Raw genomic sequence first — 17,349 nt, forward strand, 5'->3', positions numbered from 1 at the left:
TTTATATTTTTAATAGCTTACTCGATTGAATAAAGCATAACATATTATCAGAAAAGTTTCAAAATTGCAAATCTGTGCGCAATTTAAATAAGTTAATTTTTAATATTTAATCTGCTGTTTTGTTTTCTTCTAAACGAGCCAAAATTAAATTATAGCCATCTTCACCATATTCTAATGAACGTTTAACACGGCTGATAGTCGCTGTACTAACACCAGTCTCATCTACAATATGATCATATGTATAGCCTTCTTTAAGCATTTTAGCTACCTCAAGCCGCTGCCCTAAGGCCTTAATTTCTCCAATAGTAGCTATATCCTGAAAAAAATTATAACATTCCTCTTTACTTTCCAGTAACAAAATAGCCTCAAATAGCTGTTCAGTAAATTTGTCTTTTATAGTTCGGGCCAAAGTTTACACCTCTTTTCTAAAAATTACTCCCATTCTATTGTTCCAGGAGGTTTTGATGTTATATCATACACAACCCTATTAACTTCTTCAACCTGGTTAACAATTCTATTAGAAATAGACTGCATAAGCTCATATGGAAGTCTTGCCCAATCAGCAGTCATAGCATCATCACTATTTACTGCTCTTAAAATAATAGGATAACCATAAGTTCTTTCATCACCCATAACTCCTACGCTTCTTAAATCAGGTAGAACCGCAAAAGACTGCCAGATATCTCTATAAAGACCAGCATCTCTTATTTCTTCTTGAACAATTGCATCTGCATTTCTTAAAGTTTCTAGTTTGTCCCAGTCAACATCTCCAATAATCCTAATTGCTAAACCAGGTCCAGGAAATGGCTGTCTCCAAACAATCTCTTCTGGTAAACCTAAAACTTCACCTATTTTCCTTACCTCATCTTTAAATAGAAAGTGAAGAGGTTCAACAAGTTCAAGATTCATCTCTTCTGGTAAACCTCCAACATTATGATGACTTTTTATTGTTGCTGCTTTATCAGTTCCTCCACTTTCTATAACATCAGAGTAAATAGTTCCTTGAACTAAGTAGCGAACATCTGACAAAGTTTCAGCTTCTTCATCAAAAACCTGAATAAACTCATCACCAATTATTTTTCTTTTTTCTTCTGGGTCTTTTACTCCAGCTAATCTATCTAAAAATCTTTTTTTGGCATCAACATAGATTAAAGGAATATTAAATTCTTCCCCAAAGGTTCTTTTTACTTGTTCAGCTTCTCCTTTACGCAAAAGACCGTGATCAACAAAAATACAGGTCAACTGATCACCAATAGCTTTATGTACTATAGCTGAAGCCACAGCAGAATCTACTCCCCCAGAAAGCCCACAAATAACTTTTCCGGTACCAACTTGACTTCTAATTCTCTCAACTTCTTCATTGATATAATCTGACATATTCCAATTAGCCTTAACTTTAACAATCCTAAATAAAAAGTTATGCAGTATTGTTTTACCATGGATAGTGTGATTTACCTCTGGATGAAACTGAACTCCATAAAAATCACGTTCAAAATCTGCCATAGCAGCTGCCTCAGTTAGTTCTGTTTTAGCAATTATCTCAAAGCCTGCTGGCACTTTTTTTACATGATCACCATGACTCATCCAAACTTGTGAATAATTATCTATTTCTTTAAATAATTTTTTTTGTGTAAACAACTCTAAATTAGCTTTTCCATATTCTCCGTGCTCTGCTTTTTCAACCTGACCTGCTTCTAATAATTGTGCCATTAATTGCATTCCATAACAAATACCTAAAATAGGAATTCCTAATTCAAAAACACCCTGATCAACACCAGGTGCTTTGGATGCTGTTACACTATCTGGTCCTCCAGAAAAAATTATGGCTGCTGGATCAATTTTTTTAATTTCTTCTAACTCAATATCATGTCCTCTAATTACAGAATAAACATTAAATTCTCTTACCCTTCTGGCAATCAGCTGACTATATTGACCTCCAAAATCAAGAATAAGTATTTTTTCGTAATCCATCAAATTCCCCTTCCACTTTTATTTACTAAAGTATACAGGTTAAAGACTGCAGTTGTCAAGCATAATAAAAGCAATAAGATTAATCTTCCTCAAACAGTAAAACTCCCTTCTATTAGCTTAAAATAAATAGAAGGGAGTTAAATAATTTAACAGTTCGATTAAAAATTTATTTTTTAACTGTGTTTGATTGCAGACTGTGCTGCTGCTAGACGAGCAATTGGAACTCTATAAGGTGAACAGGAAACATAATTTAGATTGTTTTTATGACAGAATTCAATTGATGAAGGTTCTCCACCATGTTCTCCACAAATACCAATCTTCAATTCTGGTTTTTCTTCTCTTCCCAACTTAACGGTATTTTCAATTAGTTTTCCTACACCATCTTGATCCAGAACCTGGAAAGGATCTTTAGCAAATATTTCCTGGTCCAGATATTCACTAATAAATTTACCAGCATCATCACGTGAAAATCCATATGTCATTTGAGTTAAATCATTAGTACCAAAAGAGAAGAAGTCAGCAAATTTAGCAATTCTGTCAGCTAAAAGTGCAGCTCTCGGAATCTCAATCATAGTACCAATAGTATAATGAATTTCTGTATCAGTATTGTCTAATAACCCTGCAGCTACTTTTTCTGATTTTTCTCTTATAATTTCAAGTTCTTTATCAGTTCCAACAAGAGGAATCATAATATCTGCTTTAACATCATAACCATCCTCTTCTTTCACTTCAATAGCTGCGGAAATTATTGCTTTAACCTGCATTTCATAAATTTCAGGATAGCTAATACCTAAACGACAACCGCGATGGCCTAACATTGGGTTCATTTCTTCTAAATCGCTAATTGTACGTCTTAATTCCTCAACAGAGATTGATAATTCTCCAGCTAGATTTTTAATATCTCTCTCATTTTGAGGTAAAAATTCATGTAATGGCGGATCTAATAATCTTACAGTTACATTCATATCCTGCATAACTTTAAAGATGCCTTTAAAGTCTTCTTTTTGATAAGGAAATAATTTATCCAGAGCTTTTTTACGTTTTTTCTTGCTATCAGCAACAATCATTTCACGTACTGACATGATTCTTTCACTATCAAAGAACATATGCTCTGTCCGGCAGAGACCTATACCTTCCGCTCCAAAATCTACTGCTACCTGAGCGTCATTTGGAGTATCTGCATTAGTATAAACACCCATATCACGATACTCATCTGACCATTCCATTAACATTTTAAAATTATCTGTTAAATGAGCATCGGTTGTTTCTACAATTCCGGCATAAACTTCTCCAGTACTACCATTAAGAGAAATATAATCACCTTCATTAAATACTCGGTCATCTACAAAAAACTGTCTTGTACTTTCATCAACTTGGATATCACCAGCACCGGCAACACAACATTTACCCATACCTCTAGCAACTACAGCTGCATGTGAAGTCATACCACCACGAGAAGTCAAAATACCATTAGATTTAACCATACCTTCAATATCTTCAGGTGAGGTTTCTTTACGTACTAGGATTACATCTTCACCATCAGCAGCAGCTTCAGCCGCATCTTCTGAATTAAAGTAAATCTTACCAATTGCAGCACCAGGAGAAGCTGCTAGACCAGTTGCCAATAAATCAGCTTTTTCTAACTCATCTTCTTTAAAATTAGGATGTAGAAGCTGACTAATATCTTCAGGGTCAATCCTCATAATTGCAGTTTCTTTGTCGATCAAACCCTCTTCTTCCATATCTACAGCAATATTAATTGCTGCATCTGCAGTTCTTTTACCAGTTCTTGTCTGCAGAAGGAATAAGTCTCCTTCTTGAATTGTAAATTCAATATCCTGCATATCCTTATAATGCTGTTCCAGTGTTTCTGTAACTTCCATAAACTCCTCATAAACTTCAGGCATTAAGTCCTTTAATTCACTAATATTTTTAGGAGTTCTAATACCAGCTACTACATCTTCGCCTTGAGCATTTAATAGGAACTCACCAAACACTTTATTTTCTCCAGTAGCAGGGTTACGAGTAAAAGCAACACCTGTACCAGAATTATCACCTATATTACCAAAAACCATAGTCTGAACATTTACTGCTGTACCCAAATCATGTGGAATATCATTGTGATTTCTATAAGAAATAGCTCGATTATTATTCCAGGAACTGAATACGGCTTTGATAGCCATTAATAATTGTTCCTCTGGCTTTTGTGGAAATTCTATGTCTTTTCTATTTTTAATTAAAGCTTTAAAGTCCTTAATGATATCTTTTAAATCATCAACTGTAAGATCAGTATCATTATCATAATTCTTTTTCTCTTTTTTTCTTTCTAGATAGTTATCAAATTCATAACCTGGAATTCCAAGAACAACATTACCAAACATTTGAATCAATCGTCTATAACTGTCATAGGCAAAACGAGGATTGGAAGTCTTTTTAGCTAGTCCTTCTACACTCTTATCATTCAGACCTAAATTCAAAATTGTATCCATCATACCGGGCATAGAAATTACTGCTCCAGATCTTACGGATACTAAGAGAGGATCATTTACATCACCAAAATCTTTACCTATTGCATCTTCTAAATCTGATAAATGTTCAAAAATACTTTCTTTTAAACTATCTTCTAATTTTTCACCAATTTCAATATAGTGAATACAGGCTTCTGTAGTGATTGTAAATCCTGGAGGTACCGGTAATCCGATTTTACTCATCTCCGCAAGATTGGCACCTTTACCACCCAACAATGACTTCATTTCTTTTTTTCCTTCTTCAAAAGCATAAACATATTTCTTCAACAAAACCCCTCCTTTTGTTAGTTAAGATCATTTATGATATCAATGACTAAATTTGCTGCTTCTTCAACAGCTTTTTTAGTCATATCAATTACTGGACAGCCAAGTTTCTTCATTATTTTTTGAGCATATTCCAATTCCTCATAAATCTTTTCAATTGACACATAATCTACACTATTATCAAGTCCCAAAACTTTAATTCGTTCACGTCTAATTTCTATTAGATCAGATGGATCAATCATCAAACCAATTATTTTTTTTCTTGGTACTTCAAATAATTGATCAGGAACTTTAGAACCTGTCACAATTGGAATATTAACTACTTTGTAATTTTTGTGGGCTAAATACATACTCAAAGGAGTTTTAGAAGAACGAGAAACTCCAATCAATACTATATCAGCCTTTAATATCCCCCTGGGGTCTTTACCATCATCATATTTTACTGCAAATTCTACAGCTTCAACTCTTTTAAAATAATTTTCGTCTAATTTGCGAATAACTCCAGATTCTCTTAATGGTTCCTGGTTTAAAAAACTACTAAATTTGTCTAAACTGGGAGCCATGATATCAATATATGTTATATTTTTTTGATCACAAACTTTTTTAAGATATTCAGAAATTTCCTGATTAACTATTGTGTAAACAAAAATTGAATTTTTAACATCTACATTATCAATAATATTATCAATTTTAACTACACTCTCAACATAGGGATATTTTTTGATTTCATAATCTGTATTCTTATACTGTTCTGCTGTAGCTCGAGCAACCTGCTCAGCCGTATCACCTACTGAATCTGATAATACATATATCACAAAACTCTTTTTCATCTAATCACCTACCCTACACACTTTTTTATTTAAAAAAATATTTATCTATCACCACCTGTATTATTTTCTATTTTTTGCAAAAAAAGTATTTACTTTTCGCAAAAAATTATGAATTTTTAAATTAAAGTCGTATTATTAAAGTCGTATTAATTTATATAAAAATAAATTAGCCTTTTTAAAGAATATTAAATACTGTGGTTAATATAAAGATAAAACTTTAATTTAATCCTTCATATTAATATATATTTTCTCTTATAATATTTATTCTCTATTAATCAAAAAAATCCTTTTTTAAAAGAAGAAAATCTCAATTTATAATTTATATTTAAATTAAATTAAAATATAAAAAGGTGTATGACTTTTTAAAAGAGCCATACACCTTGATAATTTATTTACTTAAAATGGTGTTTCGGGCTTACATCATACCGCCCATTCCACCCATACCACCCATTCCTCCGGGCATACCACCAGGCATTCCGCCACCATTATCGTCATCATCATCGCTGTTATCAGCAACTAGACATTCAGTGGTTAAGAGCATTGAAGCAGCACTTGCTGCATTTTGAAGAGCAGAGCGAGTTACTTTAGCAGGATCAATAATACCGGCTTTAATCATATCTACATATTCACCTTTAAGAGCATCAAAGCCAATTCCTTCACCCTTTTCTTTAACTCTTTCTACAACAACAGACCCTTCATGACCTGCATTATTAGCAATCTGCTTAATTGGAGCTTCTAAGGCTTTACGCACAATATCAACTCCAGTACCTTCATCTCCCTCTAAGTTTAAGCTGTCAAGAGCAGCCATTACTTTGAGGTAAGTAGTACCTCCTCCTGCAACTAGACCTTCTTCTACAGCAGCTCTAGTAGCAGATAATGCATCCTCAATTCTATGCTGTTTTTCTTTCAATTCAGTTTCTGTTGCTGCACCAACTTGAATTACTGCAACTCCTCCAGCTAGTTTAGCAAGTCTTTCTTGTAGTTTTTCTTTATCAAAATCAGAACTTGTGCTTTCAATTTGCTTTCTTAATTGAGAAATTCTATCCTGAATTTTTTCCTTATCTCCATTACCTTCAACGATAGTTGTATCATCTTTAGTAATTGTTACTTTATGTGCCTGACCAAGGTCATTAATACTTGCATTTTCAAGCTTTAGGCCAAGATCTTCAGTAATTAATTTACCACCAGTTAAAACTGCAATATCTTCTAACATTGCTTTGCGGCGGTCACCAAAACCAGGTGCTTTTACAGCTACACAGTTAAATGTTCCACGAATCTTATTAACTACTAGAGTAGCTAATGCTTCTCCTTCTACCTCTTCAGAAATGATTAATAAACTTTTACCTGACTGAGCAACCTGCTCTAAGAGAGGTAAAATATCCTGAATACTGGAAATTTTCTTGTCAGTAATTAAGATATATGGCTCTTCTAAAGAAGCTTCCATTGTATCAGTATCTGTTACCATGTATGGAGATAAATATCCACGATCAAACTGCATACCTTCTACCACATCTAAAGATGTTCCCATACTCTTAGATTCTTCAACTGAAATAACTCCATCCTGACCAACTTTTTCCATAGCTTCTGCAATTAAATTACCAATTTCTTCATCATTACCGGCAGAAATCGAAGCAATTTGAGAAACAGCTTCTTTTCCTTCTACAGGTTTTGAAACTGAAGCAATTTCCGCTGTTAAAGTTTCAACTGATTTTTGAATACCTCTTTTAATCAACATTGGATTTGCACCAGCAGCTACATTTTTAAATCCTTCTTTTAATATTGCTTCTGCTAATACTGTTGCAGTTGTTGTACCATCACCTGCAACATCATTAGTCTTAGTTGCTACTTCTTTAACTGCTTGAGCACCCATATTTTCATAACGATCTTTTAATTCAATTTCTTTTGCAATACTAACACCATCATTAGTGATAGTAGGTGAACCAAAACTCTTTTCTAATAATACATTACGTCCCTTTGGTCCCAGTGTTACCTTTACTGCATTTGCTAAACGTGAAACTCCTGTTTCTAACTTACGACGTGCATCTTCACCGAACTTTAATTGCTTTGGCATCTAAATCCCTCCTGTATATTTAAACTGAGTTATTTTTTATTAAATAAACATTACAAAATTTCTAATCAAATCTATTTAACAGTAAAATAAATTAGCATCTGCTAATTTACAATTATCTATTCAATTACTGCTAAAACATCATCAATTGATAAAATTATATATTCTTCAGAATCAATCTCTACTTTGGTTCCAGCATATTTGTCAAAGATTACTGTATCTCCCACAGCAATTTCTGCTTCTCCGTCTTCTGGAGCAATGTTTTTACCTACAGCAACAATTTCTGCCTGCTGTGGCTTCTCATCCTTTTTGGCTGTGTCAGGAAGAACAATTCCTCCTTTTGTTTTTTCTTCACCTTCATCTTTTTTTACATACTGTACTACAACTCTGTTATCTAGTGGTTTAATACTCATTTAAAAATAACCCCCTTCTAATATTATATTTTTTTATGTTAGCACTCAATCAAAGTGAGTGCTAACAAGCACTGTAAATATAATATCTAAGTCAGAAGCGAAAATCAAATCCTTTAATTCGTCTTTAAAAGTCTTTAAAGACGATTATTGTTTATTAGAGTTGATTAATTAGTTCATTCTCTAATTAACGACTGATAAATCTTTTAAATTCTTCGAGTTAATAATTAAAAATTTAAATTAATACAATTTCTGCTTCAAATTCATCTTCAAGCTCACTATAATGATTACCCAATAGATCATTTCCATAATAATCATAAATTATTTTTGGCAGTATTATTCTATCAACTTTTATATCTGCTGTTCTTAGTGTTTGAATCAAATCACTATTACATAGTAAACCAGCAGCAAAAATTGATCCGCCAAAAAACAAGTTATTAGACTTTAATATAGTTAAGTTAAAATCTTGATTTAAATAAGGCTTTAACATTTTTTTTATGAATTTATATGCTGGTATGGATGCTATAACAGCAGTGTTCTTATCTTTTTTGCTTGCTTCTGCATAAGCAGTTAATTTATTTATTTGATTTAATGTTAAATCATAAGACATAATTAAACCAGAATCCTTATTTTCTTCTTTAAGCATTCTTGTTTTAAGTTTCTTATTCTTACGAATAAATTCAATTTCAGGATTTTTTGCAGCTTTTATTTTATAAAAAGCATCTACTCTACTTTTTACATCAATCTGGTTTATTTTTGAAATAATGTCACCACTTTTGAGTCCAGCAGCTTGTGCAGCTGAATTAGTTATCAAATTATTAATTTCAGCCTCCAAGGATGAAATCAATTGAGGCTCAATAATAATTGGAAATGAATAATATTTTTGTTGCTGCTTAATGAAATTATTTAATTTATAATACTCACTTTTTTCGATAATTAAATCTTCATCTGCAAAACCACTAAACCCTGCAAAAAAAACTCTCAAACTCTGGGGAGGATACTTTTCTAAAAAATCAAAAGTCCTTTTTAAATAATTACAGCCTTTTAAATGATGCATCGACACAATACTTGAATCAAATTTTATCCTCTGTTTTTTTAATTCAGGTATTAATTTAAAAACATTATCCGGCCGTGTATCATTCATTAAAAAAACCCGTTCCTCAGGAGCGGGACCATTTAAAGATATATTTAATTCTAAAGGCTCTAATTTTTTTAACAAATCTACCTTTTCAGGCTGAAGAAAGGAGCCGCTGCTGGTAATTTTAATTTCTATCTCGGGCCAGCGCTGTCTTATATAATTTAAAATTTTATAAATATCAGGGTGGACAAAAGGCTCACCCTCAATAATTTTACTGGCAGATTCTCCAATAAAAACTGGCTGCTCTGGATCTAAAAATTCAATCATTTTTTTAATTAAATCAAATTCTAAGTGGCCAAAACTGTAAGTTTCTATTTCTGAAGGATTATTTTTATGACTGCAGAAAATACAGTTCAGCTTACATATTGATGTTATGGGAAGAATATTATTCTCTTTAACTGTTTTAAAAAGTATTTCCTCCTTTGATCGTTTACTATTCATTATTTATCACCTATAATTTCAAAGCAGGATCAGCACTAATACTCAGAGGTGCAAAATCATGCTCAAGATACTGATAATATGCAGCTACTCCAATCATAGCTGCATTATCAGTACATAGTTCCAATTTAGGATAATATAAATCTAAATTATATTTTTCTATTCTTTCTGATATTACTTCTCTAAGTCTCTGATTAGCCGCCACCCCACCTGATAGAACAACACTCTTAACATCATATTCTTTTACAGCCTTAATTATATTTGAGGCTAAACTATCAACAACAGCTTCTTGAAAGCTGGCAGATAAATCATTTTTGTCAATCTCATTTCCCCGCTGTTCTTCATTATTAACATAATTCATTACAGAAGTTTTTAAGCCGCTAAAACTAAAATTATAACTATCTCCTAAATCAGCTCTGGGAAAATCAATAGCAGTTTTATCCCCGGAACGGGCTGCTTTTTCTACAGCCGGACCACCAGGATAACCCAGCTCCAGAAAGCGAGAAATCTTATCAAAGGCCTCACCAGCTGCATCATCTAGTGTCCGTCCAAGAATTTTGTAGCCTCTTAAATTTTCAAAATATAATAAATCTGTATGTCCACCTGAAATTGTTAAACAAATCAGAGGTTTTTCAATATCTGGATTTTCAATGAAATTTGCATAAATATGACCAGCAATATGGTTAACCCCAATCAAAGGAATATTTAAAGAAAAAGAAATTGTTTTAGCTGCAGTTAAAGTTACTAAAAGCCCTCCCACTAAACCTGGGCCATAGGTTGATGCAACTGCATCTAGATCTTCAAATCTAATCCCGGCTTCTTCTAAAGCTTGATCAATAACAGGAAGTAATAATTCCAGATGTTTGCGAGACGCAATTTCTGGAACAACTCCACCAAATTTTTTGTGAAGATCCACCTGAGAAGAAACAACATTTGATAAAACTTCAAGTCCATTTTTGTTCACAGAAGCAGCCGTTTCATCACAGGAGCTCTCAAGTGCTAATATATAAATATCCTCTGTTTCATTTTTAATTTTATCTTCAAATTTCAATTTTCCCACTCCCATTTTAGTTATCACCATATTTCTTTTGCCAATCAATTTCAGCCTGAGGTTGTTTTAAATAGGTAGGTTTTAACTCATAAATATCATCTTTCTGTCCCTGATCAATATAATCCCTTCCCAATCTTGCTAAAACAGCAGCCCGAGGTATATTCTTTTCAGCTGCACTTTGATTTACTAGAAATTTATTTGTTTTTAAATGATCTATTACCTCATGCCTTTTTTCTCCAATTACAGTAATCTCTTTATCTTTATAATTTCTCAAAATATTAGAAAGTTCAGAAATTCTAGCACCGGCTGCAGTCAATAAAGTCTTAGGTAGATAATCATTTTCTTTATAATTTAACTTATAAAAAGAGTAGTATACACGCTCCCGTCTGGCATCTAGAAGTGGTAATATATATTCTGATTCAACTCCTGCAGCCATAATTTCTAGAGTAGATATTCCTTTTACAGGAATATCAAAAATTCTAGCCAAAATTTTAGCTGTAGTTATTCCGATTCTTAAACCTGTAAATGAGCCTGGTCCTATTGCCACTACAGCTGCATCTATAGCTTGAGGTCTAATTCCTATATTAGCAAAAATATCTACCATTAATGGTAGAAGTTTTTCGCTATGTTTTCTTTTTAAACTCAAATTATATTCAGCTTTTATTATATCATTTTCAATTAAAGCCAGTCCTAAATTATCAGTAGAAGTATCAATACCTAAAGTTAACATTCTTGATTCAACCTTTCTATTAATAAACTGCTGTGATTCCCTTCTCCACGAACAGTTATTTTTCTCTGATTATCTGAAATTTTTTCTATATCAATAAAAATAAAATCAGCCGGAATTAAAGATAAAGCAAGTTCCGGCCATTCTATAAATACAACTGCTTCTCGATTTAAATAATCTTCAAAACCTATTTCCACAAGCTCTTCACTGCTATCTAAACGATAAAGATCCATATGGATAATCTCCAAATCAGCCTGATATTCTTGAACAAGATTAAAAGTAGGACTAGTTACATCACCATGATAACCTAATTCGGAGACTACGGCTTTGGTAATTAATGTTTTACCAGTGCCAAGATCCCCCTTTAGTAAAATTAACGCTGGTACTTTAATTAACTCAGCTAATTTTTTAGCAAAATCTATAGTTTCAGCTGGTGAATTTGTAGTTGTTGAATAATTTTTATCCATCTATTCCCCCAACTCCTCCGAACGTTCAGCAGCCTTTTCTACAGCACTGATAACAGCTGACCTAAAAGCACTTTTTTCTAATTCAGCTACACCAGTTATAGTTGTCCCAGCAGGTGAAGTGACCATATCTTTTAATTCAGCTGGATGCTTACCGGAACTTAAAACCATCTCTGCTCCACCTTTTACAGTTTGAGCTGCTAATTTTAAGGCTGTTTCTCTTGTAAGCCCCCTCAATACACCTGCATCAGCTAAAGCTTCAATGAAAATGTAAACAAAAGCGGGACCACTACCACTAAGTCCAGTTACTGCATCCATATCATTTTCTTCAACCTCAGTAGTTTTACCAAAGGAATTAAATATTTTCTCAACAAAGGCCTTTTCATCAGCTTCTACAGAAGATGAATAATAAAGTGCACTCATTCCTTCAGCAACCAGGGCTGGTGTGTTGGGCATAACTCTAATTATTTTTGCATCTGCAGTGAAATATTGGGATAAAACTCTGGTGTTTATACCAGCTGCTATCGAAATAATAACTTTAGATTCAGCAAAATCTTTTATATCCTCCAGCACAAATTTAATTATTTGTGGTTTAACTGCTAAAATAACATAATCAGCTTCCCTGACAGCTCGCTTATTATCAGCTGTAACAATAATTTCTGAAAATTCATCTGAAACTTTAAAATTAGATTCAGCAAATTTTTTATCTGCTGCTATTATATCTTTAGCTTTAATAATTTCAGCCTTAAGTACACCACTTAGAATAGCCTGCCCCATATTTCCCAGACCTATAATTGCTAATTTCATCAAAAAATCCTCCTCTAACTATTCTCGTATCTGTCCATCACCCATAATAATATATTTTGTAGTAGTTAATTCTTTAAGCCCCATAGGACCTCTTGCATGTAATTTCTGAGTGCTTATTCCCGTCTCTGCACCTAATCCAAATTGTCCTCCATCAGTAAATCGGGTAGATGCATTAACATAAACTGCTGCTGCATCAATTTCATCTAAAAAAGCTCTAGCAGTTGTATAATTCTCGGTAATTATTGCCTCCGAATGTTTAGTTCCATAATGATAAATATGTTCTACAGCTTCTTCATAATTATCTACAACTTTGATAGACATTATATAATCTAAATATTCAGTTGCGTAGTCCTCTTCTGTAGCTTTTTTAATTTTTGGAACAATATTTCTAGTTCTCTCACAGCCTCTTAATTCCACATTGCTTTCAGCAAAAATCCTTGCCATTTCTGGCAAAAACTCTCCTGCTATTTCTTGATCCACTAATAAACTCTCGGCTGAGTTACACACTGCAGGCCTTGAATATTTAGCATTAAAAACTATTTTTTTAGCCTTTGTCAAATCAGCATCTTTATTTACATAAACATGACAATTTCCAACCCCTGTTTCAATTACAGGAACTTTAGATTCGTTGACAACTTTTTGAATTAGACCTGCTCCACCTCGAGGGATCAAAACATCTAAATAATCATTTAAAGTAAATAAAATGTCTACTGCTTTCCGATCAGTAGTCAAAATCAACTGAACAGATTCTCTAGGAAGTCCAGCTTCTCTTAGACCATCCTGAATTATATTAGTTAAAATTTGATTTGAGTTAAAAGCATTCGAACCACCTCTTAAAATAACTGTATTTCCAGATTTTAAACATAAACCAGCAACATCAACAGTTACATTTGGTCTTGCTTCATAAATAATCCCAATAACACCTAAAGGAACTCTAATCTTACCAATTTGAAGACCATTTGGGCGTCTCCACATTTCTGGAACTTCCCCAATTGGGTCATCCTGTGCAGCTACTTCTCTTAATCCCTGGGCCATTCCCTTAATTCTAGATTCTGTTAATTGAAGTCTATCTAATAATGCCCGGCTTAAATCATTCTCTCTGCCTTTTTCCATATCTTTTTCATTATTTGCTAATATCTCATCCTGTCTTTCAATTAGATTATCAGCAATTAAGTTTAAAGCCTTATTCTTTTTATCTGTGCCGGCTTTTGCAAGTTTACGCGCAGCCTCTTTAGCTGCTTCAGCCTGTGAAATTAACTCTTCTCTAATACTCATCTTTATCTCCTCCTATTACCATATTATCCCTATGGATTACTTCACTTTTATTAAAATATCCAAGAATATTACCAATCTCTTTCGAATGAGCACCTTTAATTTTTTCAATCTCATCAGAGCTGTAATTAACTATACCCTTGCCAATTTCTTGTTTACCATCACTTATAGTTACAGGATCTCCACTATTAAATTCTCCAGTTAAGTCAACGATTCCTCCTGGCAGTAAGCTTTTTCCTCTTTTAACAAGAGCTTTTGCAGCACCTTGATCTACTATTATTTTCCCCATTGGGGCTAAATTAAAATTTAACCACTGTTTTCTTTTGGAAAGTCTATCTTTTGCTGTTAAAAAAGTAGTCCCAAAATCAAAATCCTTGTTTTCAGCCATCTCGACCAGCTGCAGTAGTGAATTTTTCTCCTGTCCAGGACCAATAATCATCACAACACCTGAATTTACAGCAATTTTAGCAGCTTCAATTTTTGTTTCCATGCCACCAGTTCCAACTTTACTGCCTTTACCACCAGCCATTTTTTCAATTTCTTCTGTAATTTTTTCCACCTTAGAAATTAGTTTTAACTCATCACTTTTTTTATTTGGATTACCATTATACAGCCCCGGAACATCAGATAAATTAATTAATAAATCAGCTTCTACTAAACCAGCTACTCTTGCTGCTAAAGTGTCATTATCTCCTACCTTAATTTCATTAGTAACAACCGTATCATTTTCATTAATTACCGGAATAACACCGTGATCAATTAAAGTTTTCAAAGTATTAAAAGCATTTAAATACCGATTTCTATTTCCCAAATCACTTGAAGTTAATAAAATCTGAGCACATTTTGCTCCATACTCTCTAAAAAATTTATTATAGATTCCAATTAAAACTCCCTGTCCAACAGCTGCACAGGCCTGTTGTTCTGGAATAGATACTGGTTTTTTGGCATAACCTAATTCTCCCATACCAGCTGCTATTGCCCCTGAACTAACCAATATCATTTCTCGACCTTGATTTTCTAAATCAACTAGCTGTCTAACTAATGCATCAAGTTGACTAAAATTAAGCTTAGCATTTTGATTACTTATTGTACTGCTGCCAACCTTTACTACAATTCTTTTAAAATCCATTGTTAATCATCCCGTCTTTAATATTAGATAAAAGCGTTTTGTTTATTATATCAAATTTATCTAAATATAAAAAGGGAAATAACTAAGTAGTTATTTCCCTTTTTGTCAATCATTATATTCAAATAAATTATTTAATTAAGCTAATTCTACTTTAAGAACTTTTGTTCCAGCCTTTACTTTACCTGTTTTAACCAATTCTATACTTTTAACTTTTTCCATATTGGTAATAATAACAGGAGTTGAAATAGAAGGAGCGTTATTTTTTATATACTCTAAATCTACTTCTATTAAAGGTGTTCCCACCTTAACTTGATCTCCATTTTTAACTAATTTTTCGAATCCTTCTCCATCCAACTTTACAGTATCTATACCGATATGAACTAGTACTTCTAGTCCTTTTTTAGTTTGGATTCCAACCGCATGACCTGTAGAAAAAATCTGTACAATTTCTCCAGCACAGGGTGACTTAATAACATTTTCTTCTGGAGTTATAGCAAAGCCGTCCCCCAGCATTTTTTGAGCAAAGGCTTCATCTGGTACCTGTTTTAAATTAGTAACTTCCCCGGCAAAAGGTGCAGTCAGATATTCCTCTTTTTTCTTAAATATATTGAACATCAAATCTCCTCCTTTAAATCATTATAATACATTTACTTTAGTTTTGACAAGCTAATTAAATAAAGTCCCTATTTTATTTACATTAAACTTTTTATTTTATCCTTTAAGGCATCAGATTCTGGTCCAAATACTACTTGAACACTGCTGCCTGATTTCATAACACCTGATGCTCCTAATCTTTTCAGCTCTTTTTCATCAAGAACACTATTATCAAGAACTTCCAACCTCAATCTTGTAATACAGGCATCTACACTTTCTAAGTTTTCACTACCTCCTAAAGCAGCTAACACATCTGCAGCTCGCTGATCTTTACTAACTGGTTCGTCAGCTGCTGAATCTTCAGCATCACTACCTCTACCAGGTGTTTCAAAGTTAAAAAGTGGAATAGTAAAATAGAAAACTGTAAAGTATAAAACAGCCATTATTGGGCCAACAACAAGCCAAAACATCATTGGATTACCTAAATTAGATAAACTTAAAACATAGTCAATTGCACTCGCTGAAAAAGTATATCCAATTCTGATATCAAATAAATTTGTCAGCAGACCAGAAATGAAACCGCCTACTACATGGAACAAATAAAGTGGTGGTGCTACAAAGATAAATGAGAACTCAATTGGTTCTGTAATACCTGTTAAGAAAGAAGTAATAGCAGCAGTTGTTAACATACCAGCAACTTTAACTTTGTTTTTAGCTCTTAAATACATTGCCAGACAAGCAGATGGAAGAGCAAATAACATTAATGGAAATTCAGCTGCCATAAAACGACCCGCGGTAGGATCTCCAGCAAAAAACCTAGCAGTTTCTCCTCTTAAAACCTGACCTGACTCTGTTGTAAAACGTCCAAATTCATATAAAAATGGTGGATAATATACATGATGCAGACCAACAGGAATTAAAGCTCTTTTACCAGCTGCATAAAGTGCAGGACCAATAGAAGAACTCATAGCAAATCTTGCAAATTCATTAATTTGAATCTGGATTGGAGGCCAAATAAATGATAGAAGAACTCCGGCCAAAACAGAAGTAGCTGCTGTCACAATTGGTACCAATCTCTTTCCAGCAAAAAAGCCTAAATATGGGGGTAATTCAGTACTGTGAAACTTTTTGTACATCTGGGCAGCAATTACACCAACAATAATACCACCAAAAACACCTGTGTTAATTGCTTCAATACTTCCGCCTGTTTGCTCAGAGATGTTTATTATACCTGCCATTACGTCAAGCACTTTAGCATAAACTGTAAAACCAACACCTGCTGCTAAAGCAGCAACTGCATCTCCAGCAAAGCCAATTGCTACACCAATAGCAAAAATTAATGGCAGCTGTTCAAAGATTGCAATCCCACTGTTAAACATTACCTCACCAATATTATAAACCAAACCGCTCTGCTCCTGCAGCAGTCTTCCAATTGCTACTAAAATACCAGCAGCTGGTAAAACTGAAACTGGAGTCATCAGAGCTTTACCAACCTTTTGTAACTTCTTAAAACCTTTCATTAAAATAATTCCTCCTCTTGTTTTTTGTGTTGTAAATAAATTTATGATTTGACCACCAAAAGACAGCGTTTTAAAAATTAAACAGACAGATTATTGGCAGGTATATTAATTTTAAAGTTAAAAAATAATATACTGACA

General features: G+C 33.2%; 15 protein-coding genes. All 15 read right to left on the reverse strand.

Annotated features, from left to right (window positions below; all coding sequences use genetic code 11):
• Nucleotides 1-106 precede the first annotated feature (106 nt).
• The gene (locus C7954_RS05490; protein WP_073156887.1) at nt 107-409 is read right to left on the reverse strand and encodes a YerC/YecD family TrpR-related protein; all 303 of its coding nucleotides are present in this window, start codon (nt 407-409) and stop codon (nt 107-109) included.
• A gap of 23 nt (nt 410-432) precedes the next feature.
• Nucleotides 433-1,971 carry a glutamine-hydrolyzing GMP synthase gene (gene guaA, locus C7954_RS05495; RefSeq protein WP_089655142.1) on the reverse strand — a complete coding sequence of 513 codons (1,539 nt, stop codon included), beginning with the start codon at nt 1,969-1,971 and terminating at the stop codon, nt 433-435.
• A 173-nt stretch (nt 1,972-2,144) separates the two neighbouring features.
• A complete protein-coding gene (gene ppdK / locus C7954_RS05500) occupies nt 2,145-4,769 on the reverse strand; it encodes a pyruvate, phosphate dikinase (protein ID WP_166635208.1) in 2,625 nt (874 codons plus the stop codon).
• Nucleotides 4,770-4,783: 14 nt separating this feature from the next.
• Nucleotides 4,784-5,593, reverse strand: coding sequence for a pyruvate, water dikinase regulatory protein (locus C7954_RS05505; protein WP_073156879.1), 810 nt, complete (start codon nt 5,591-5,593; stop codon nt 4,784-4,786).
• Nucleotides 5,594-6,008: 415 nt separating this feature from the next.
• Nucleotides 6,009-7,664 (reverse strand): chaperonin GroEL, encoded by a 1,656-nt coding sequence (gene groL, locus C7954_RS05510; protein ID WP_073156877.1) that lies wholly within the window; start codon nt 7,662-7,664, stop codon nt 6,009-6,011.
• Between the two features lie 116 nt (nt 7,665-7,780).
• Nucleotides 7,781-8,074: a co-chaperone GroES gene (locus C7954_RS05515; RefSeq protein WP_073156874.1), complete on the reverse strand. Its 294-nt coding sequence runs from the start codon at nt 8,072-8,074 to the stop codon at nt 7,781-7,783.
• A 232-nt stretch (nt 8,075-8,306) separates the two neighbouring features.
• Nucleotides 8,307-9,650 carry a DUF512 domain-containing protein gene (locus C7954_RS05520; protein ID WP_073156870.1) on the reverse strand — a complete coding sequence of 448 codons (1,344 nt, stop codon included), beginning with the start codon at nt 9,648-9,650 and terminating at the stop codon, nt 8,307-8,309.
• Between the two features lie 10 nt (nt 9,651-9,660).
• A complete protein-coding gene (tsaD, locus tag C7954_RS05525) occupies nt 9,661-10,698 on the reverse strand; it encodes a tRNA (adenosine(37)-N6)-threonylcarbamoyltransferase complex transferase subunit TsaD (protein ID WP_223174539.1) in 1,038 nt (345 codons plus the stop codon).
• 16 nt (nt 10,699-10,714) lie between these two features.
• Nucleotides 10,715-11,428 (reverse strand): tRNA (adenosine(37)-N6)-threonylcarbamoyltransferase complex dimerization subunit type 1 TsaB, encoded by a 714-nt coding sequence (tsaB, locus tag C7954_RS05530; protein WP_089716061.1) that lies wholly within the window; start codon nt 11,426-11,428, stop codon nt 10,715-10,717.
• Nucleotides 11,422-11,892, reverse strand: coding sequence for a tRNA (adenosine(37)-N6)-threonylcarbamoyltransferase complex ATPase subunit type 1 TsaE (tsaE, locus tag C7954_RS05535; protein ID WP_073156861.1), 471 nt, complete (start codon nt 11,890-11,892; stop codon nt 11,422-11,424). Before tsaE ends, tsaB begins: the two co-directional genes overlap by 7 nt.
• Complete coding sequence (proC, locus tag C7954_RS05540; RefSeq protein WP_089716060.1) at nt 11,893-12,696, reverse strand: pyrroline-5-carboxylate reductase; 804 nt, start codon at nt 12,694-12,696, stop codon at nt 11,893-11,895.
• Nucleotides 12,697-12,714: 18 nt separating this feature from the next.
• Nucleotides 12,715-13,971: a glutamate-5-semialdehyde dehydrogenase gene (locus tag C7954_RS05545; RefSeq protein WP_089719379.1), complete on the reverse strand. Its 1,257-nt coding sequence runs from the start codon at nt 13,969-13,971 to the stop codon at nt 12,715-12,717.
• Nucleotides 13,961-15,097 (reverse strand): glutamate 5-kinase, encoded by a 1,137-nt coding sequence (gene proB, locus C7954_RS05550; protein WP_089716059.1) that lies wholly within the window; start codon nt 15,095-15,097, stop codon nt 13,961-13,963. Before proB ends, C7954_RS05545 begins: the two co-directional genes overlap by 11 nt.
• Before the next feature lie 135 nt (nt 15,098-15,232).
• Nucleotides 15,233-15,712 (reverse strand): PTS sugar transporter subunit IIA, encoded by a 480-nt coding sequence (locus tag C7954_RS05555; RefSeq protein ID WP_089716058.1) that lies wholly within the window; start codon nt 15,710-15,712, stop codon nt 15,233-15,235.
• A gap of 77 nt (nt 15,713-15,789) precedes the next feature.
• Nucleotides 15,790-17,211: a PTS transporter subunit EIIC gene (locus C7954_RS05560; protein ID WP_073156846.1), complete on the reverse strand. Its 1,422-nt coding sequence runs from the start codon at nt 17,209-17,211 to the stop codon at nt 15,790-15,792.
• Between the last annotated feature and the right edge of the window lie 138 nt (nt 17,212-17,349).

Source organism: Halanaerobium congolense (genome assembly GCF_004366375.1).
GTDB lineage: Bacteria > Bacillota > Halanaerobiia > Halanaerobiales > Halanaerobiaceae > Halanaerobium > Halanaerobium congolense.

Excerpts from the sequence above, each read along its gene's own strand:
- groL (WP_073156877.1), bottom strand. The coding sequence starts at position 7,664 with ATGCCAAAGCAATTAAAGTTCGGTGAAGATGCACGTCGTAAGTTAGAA.
- guaA (WP_089655142.1), bottom strand. The coding sequence starts at position 1,971 with ATGGATTACGAAAAAATACTTATTCTTGATTTTGGAGGTCAATATAGT.
- tsaE (WP_073156861.1), bottom strand. The coding sequence starts at position 11,892 with ATGGATAAAAATTATTCAACAACTACAAATTCACCAGCTGAAACTATA.
- proB (WP_089716059.1), bottom strand. The coding sequence starts at position 15,097 with ATGGATTTTAAAAGAATTGTAGTAAAGGTTGGCAGCAGTACAATAAGT.
- C7954_RS05555 (WP_089716058.1), bottom strand. The coding sequence starts at position 15,712 with ATGTTCAATATATTTAAGAAAAAAGAGGAATATCTGACTGCACCTTTT.
- C7954_RS05560 (WP_073156846.1), bottom strand. The coding sequence starts at position 17,211 with ATGAAAGGTTTTAAGAAGTTACAAAAGGTTGGTAAAGCTCTGATGACT.
- C7954_RS05515 (WP_073156874.1), bottom strand. The coding sequence starts at position 8,074 with ATGAGTATTAAACCACTAGATAACAGAGTTGTAGTACAGTATGTAAAA.
- tsaB (WP_089716061.1), bottom strand. The coding sequence starts at position 11,428 with ATGTTAACTTTAGGTATTGATACTTCTACTGATAATTTAGGACTGGCT.
- C7954_RS05520 (WP_073156870.1), bottom strand. The coding sequence starts at position 9,650 with ATGAATAGTAAACGATCAAAGGAGGAAATACTTTTTAAAACAGTTAAA.
- proC (WP_089716060.1), bottom strand. The coding sequence starts at position 12,696 with ATGAAATTAGCAATTATAGGTCTGGGAAATATGGGGCAGGCTATTCTA.
- C7954_RS05505 (WP_073156879.1), bottom strand. The coding sequence starts at position 5,593 with ATGAAAAAGAGTTTTGTGATATATGTATTATCAGATTCAGTAGGTGAT.
- C7954_RS05545 (WP_089719379.1), bottom strand. The coding sequence starts at position 13,971 with ATGAGTATTAGAGAAGAGTTAATTTCACAGGCTGAAGCAGCTAAAGAG.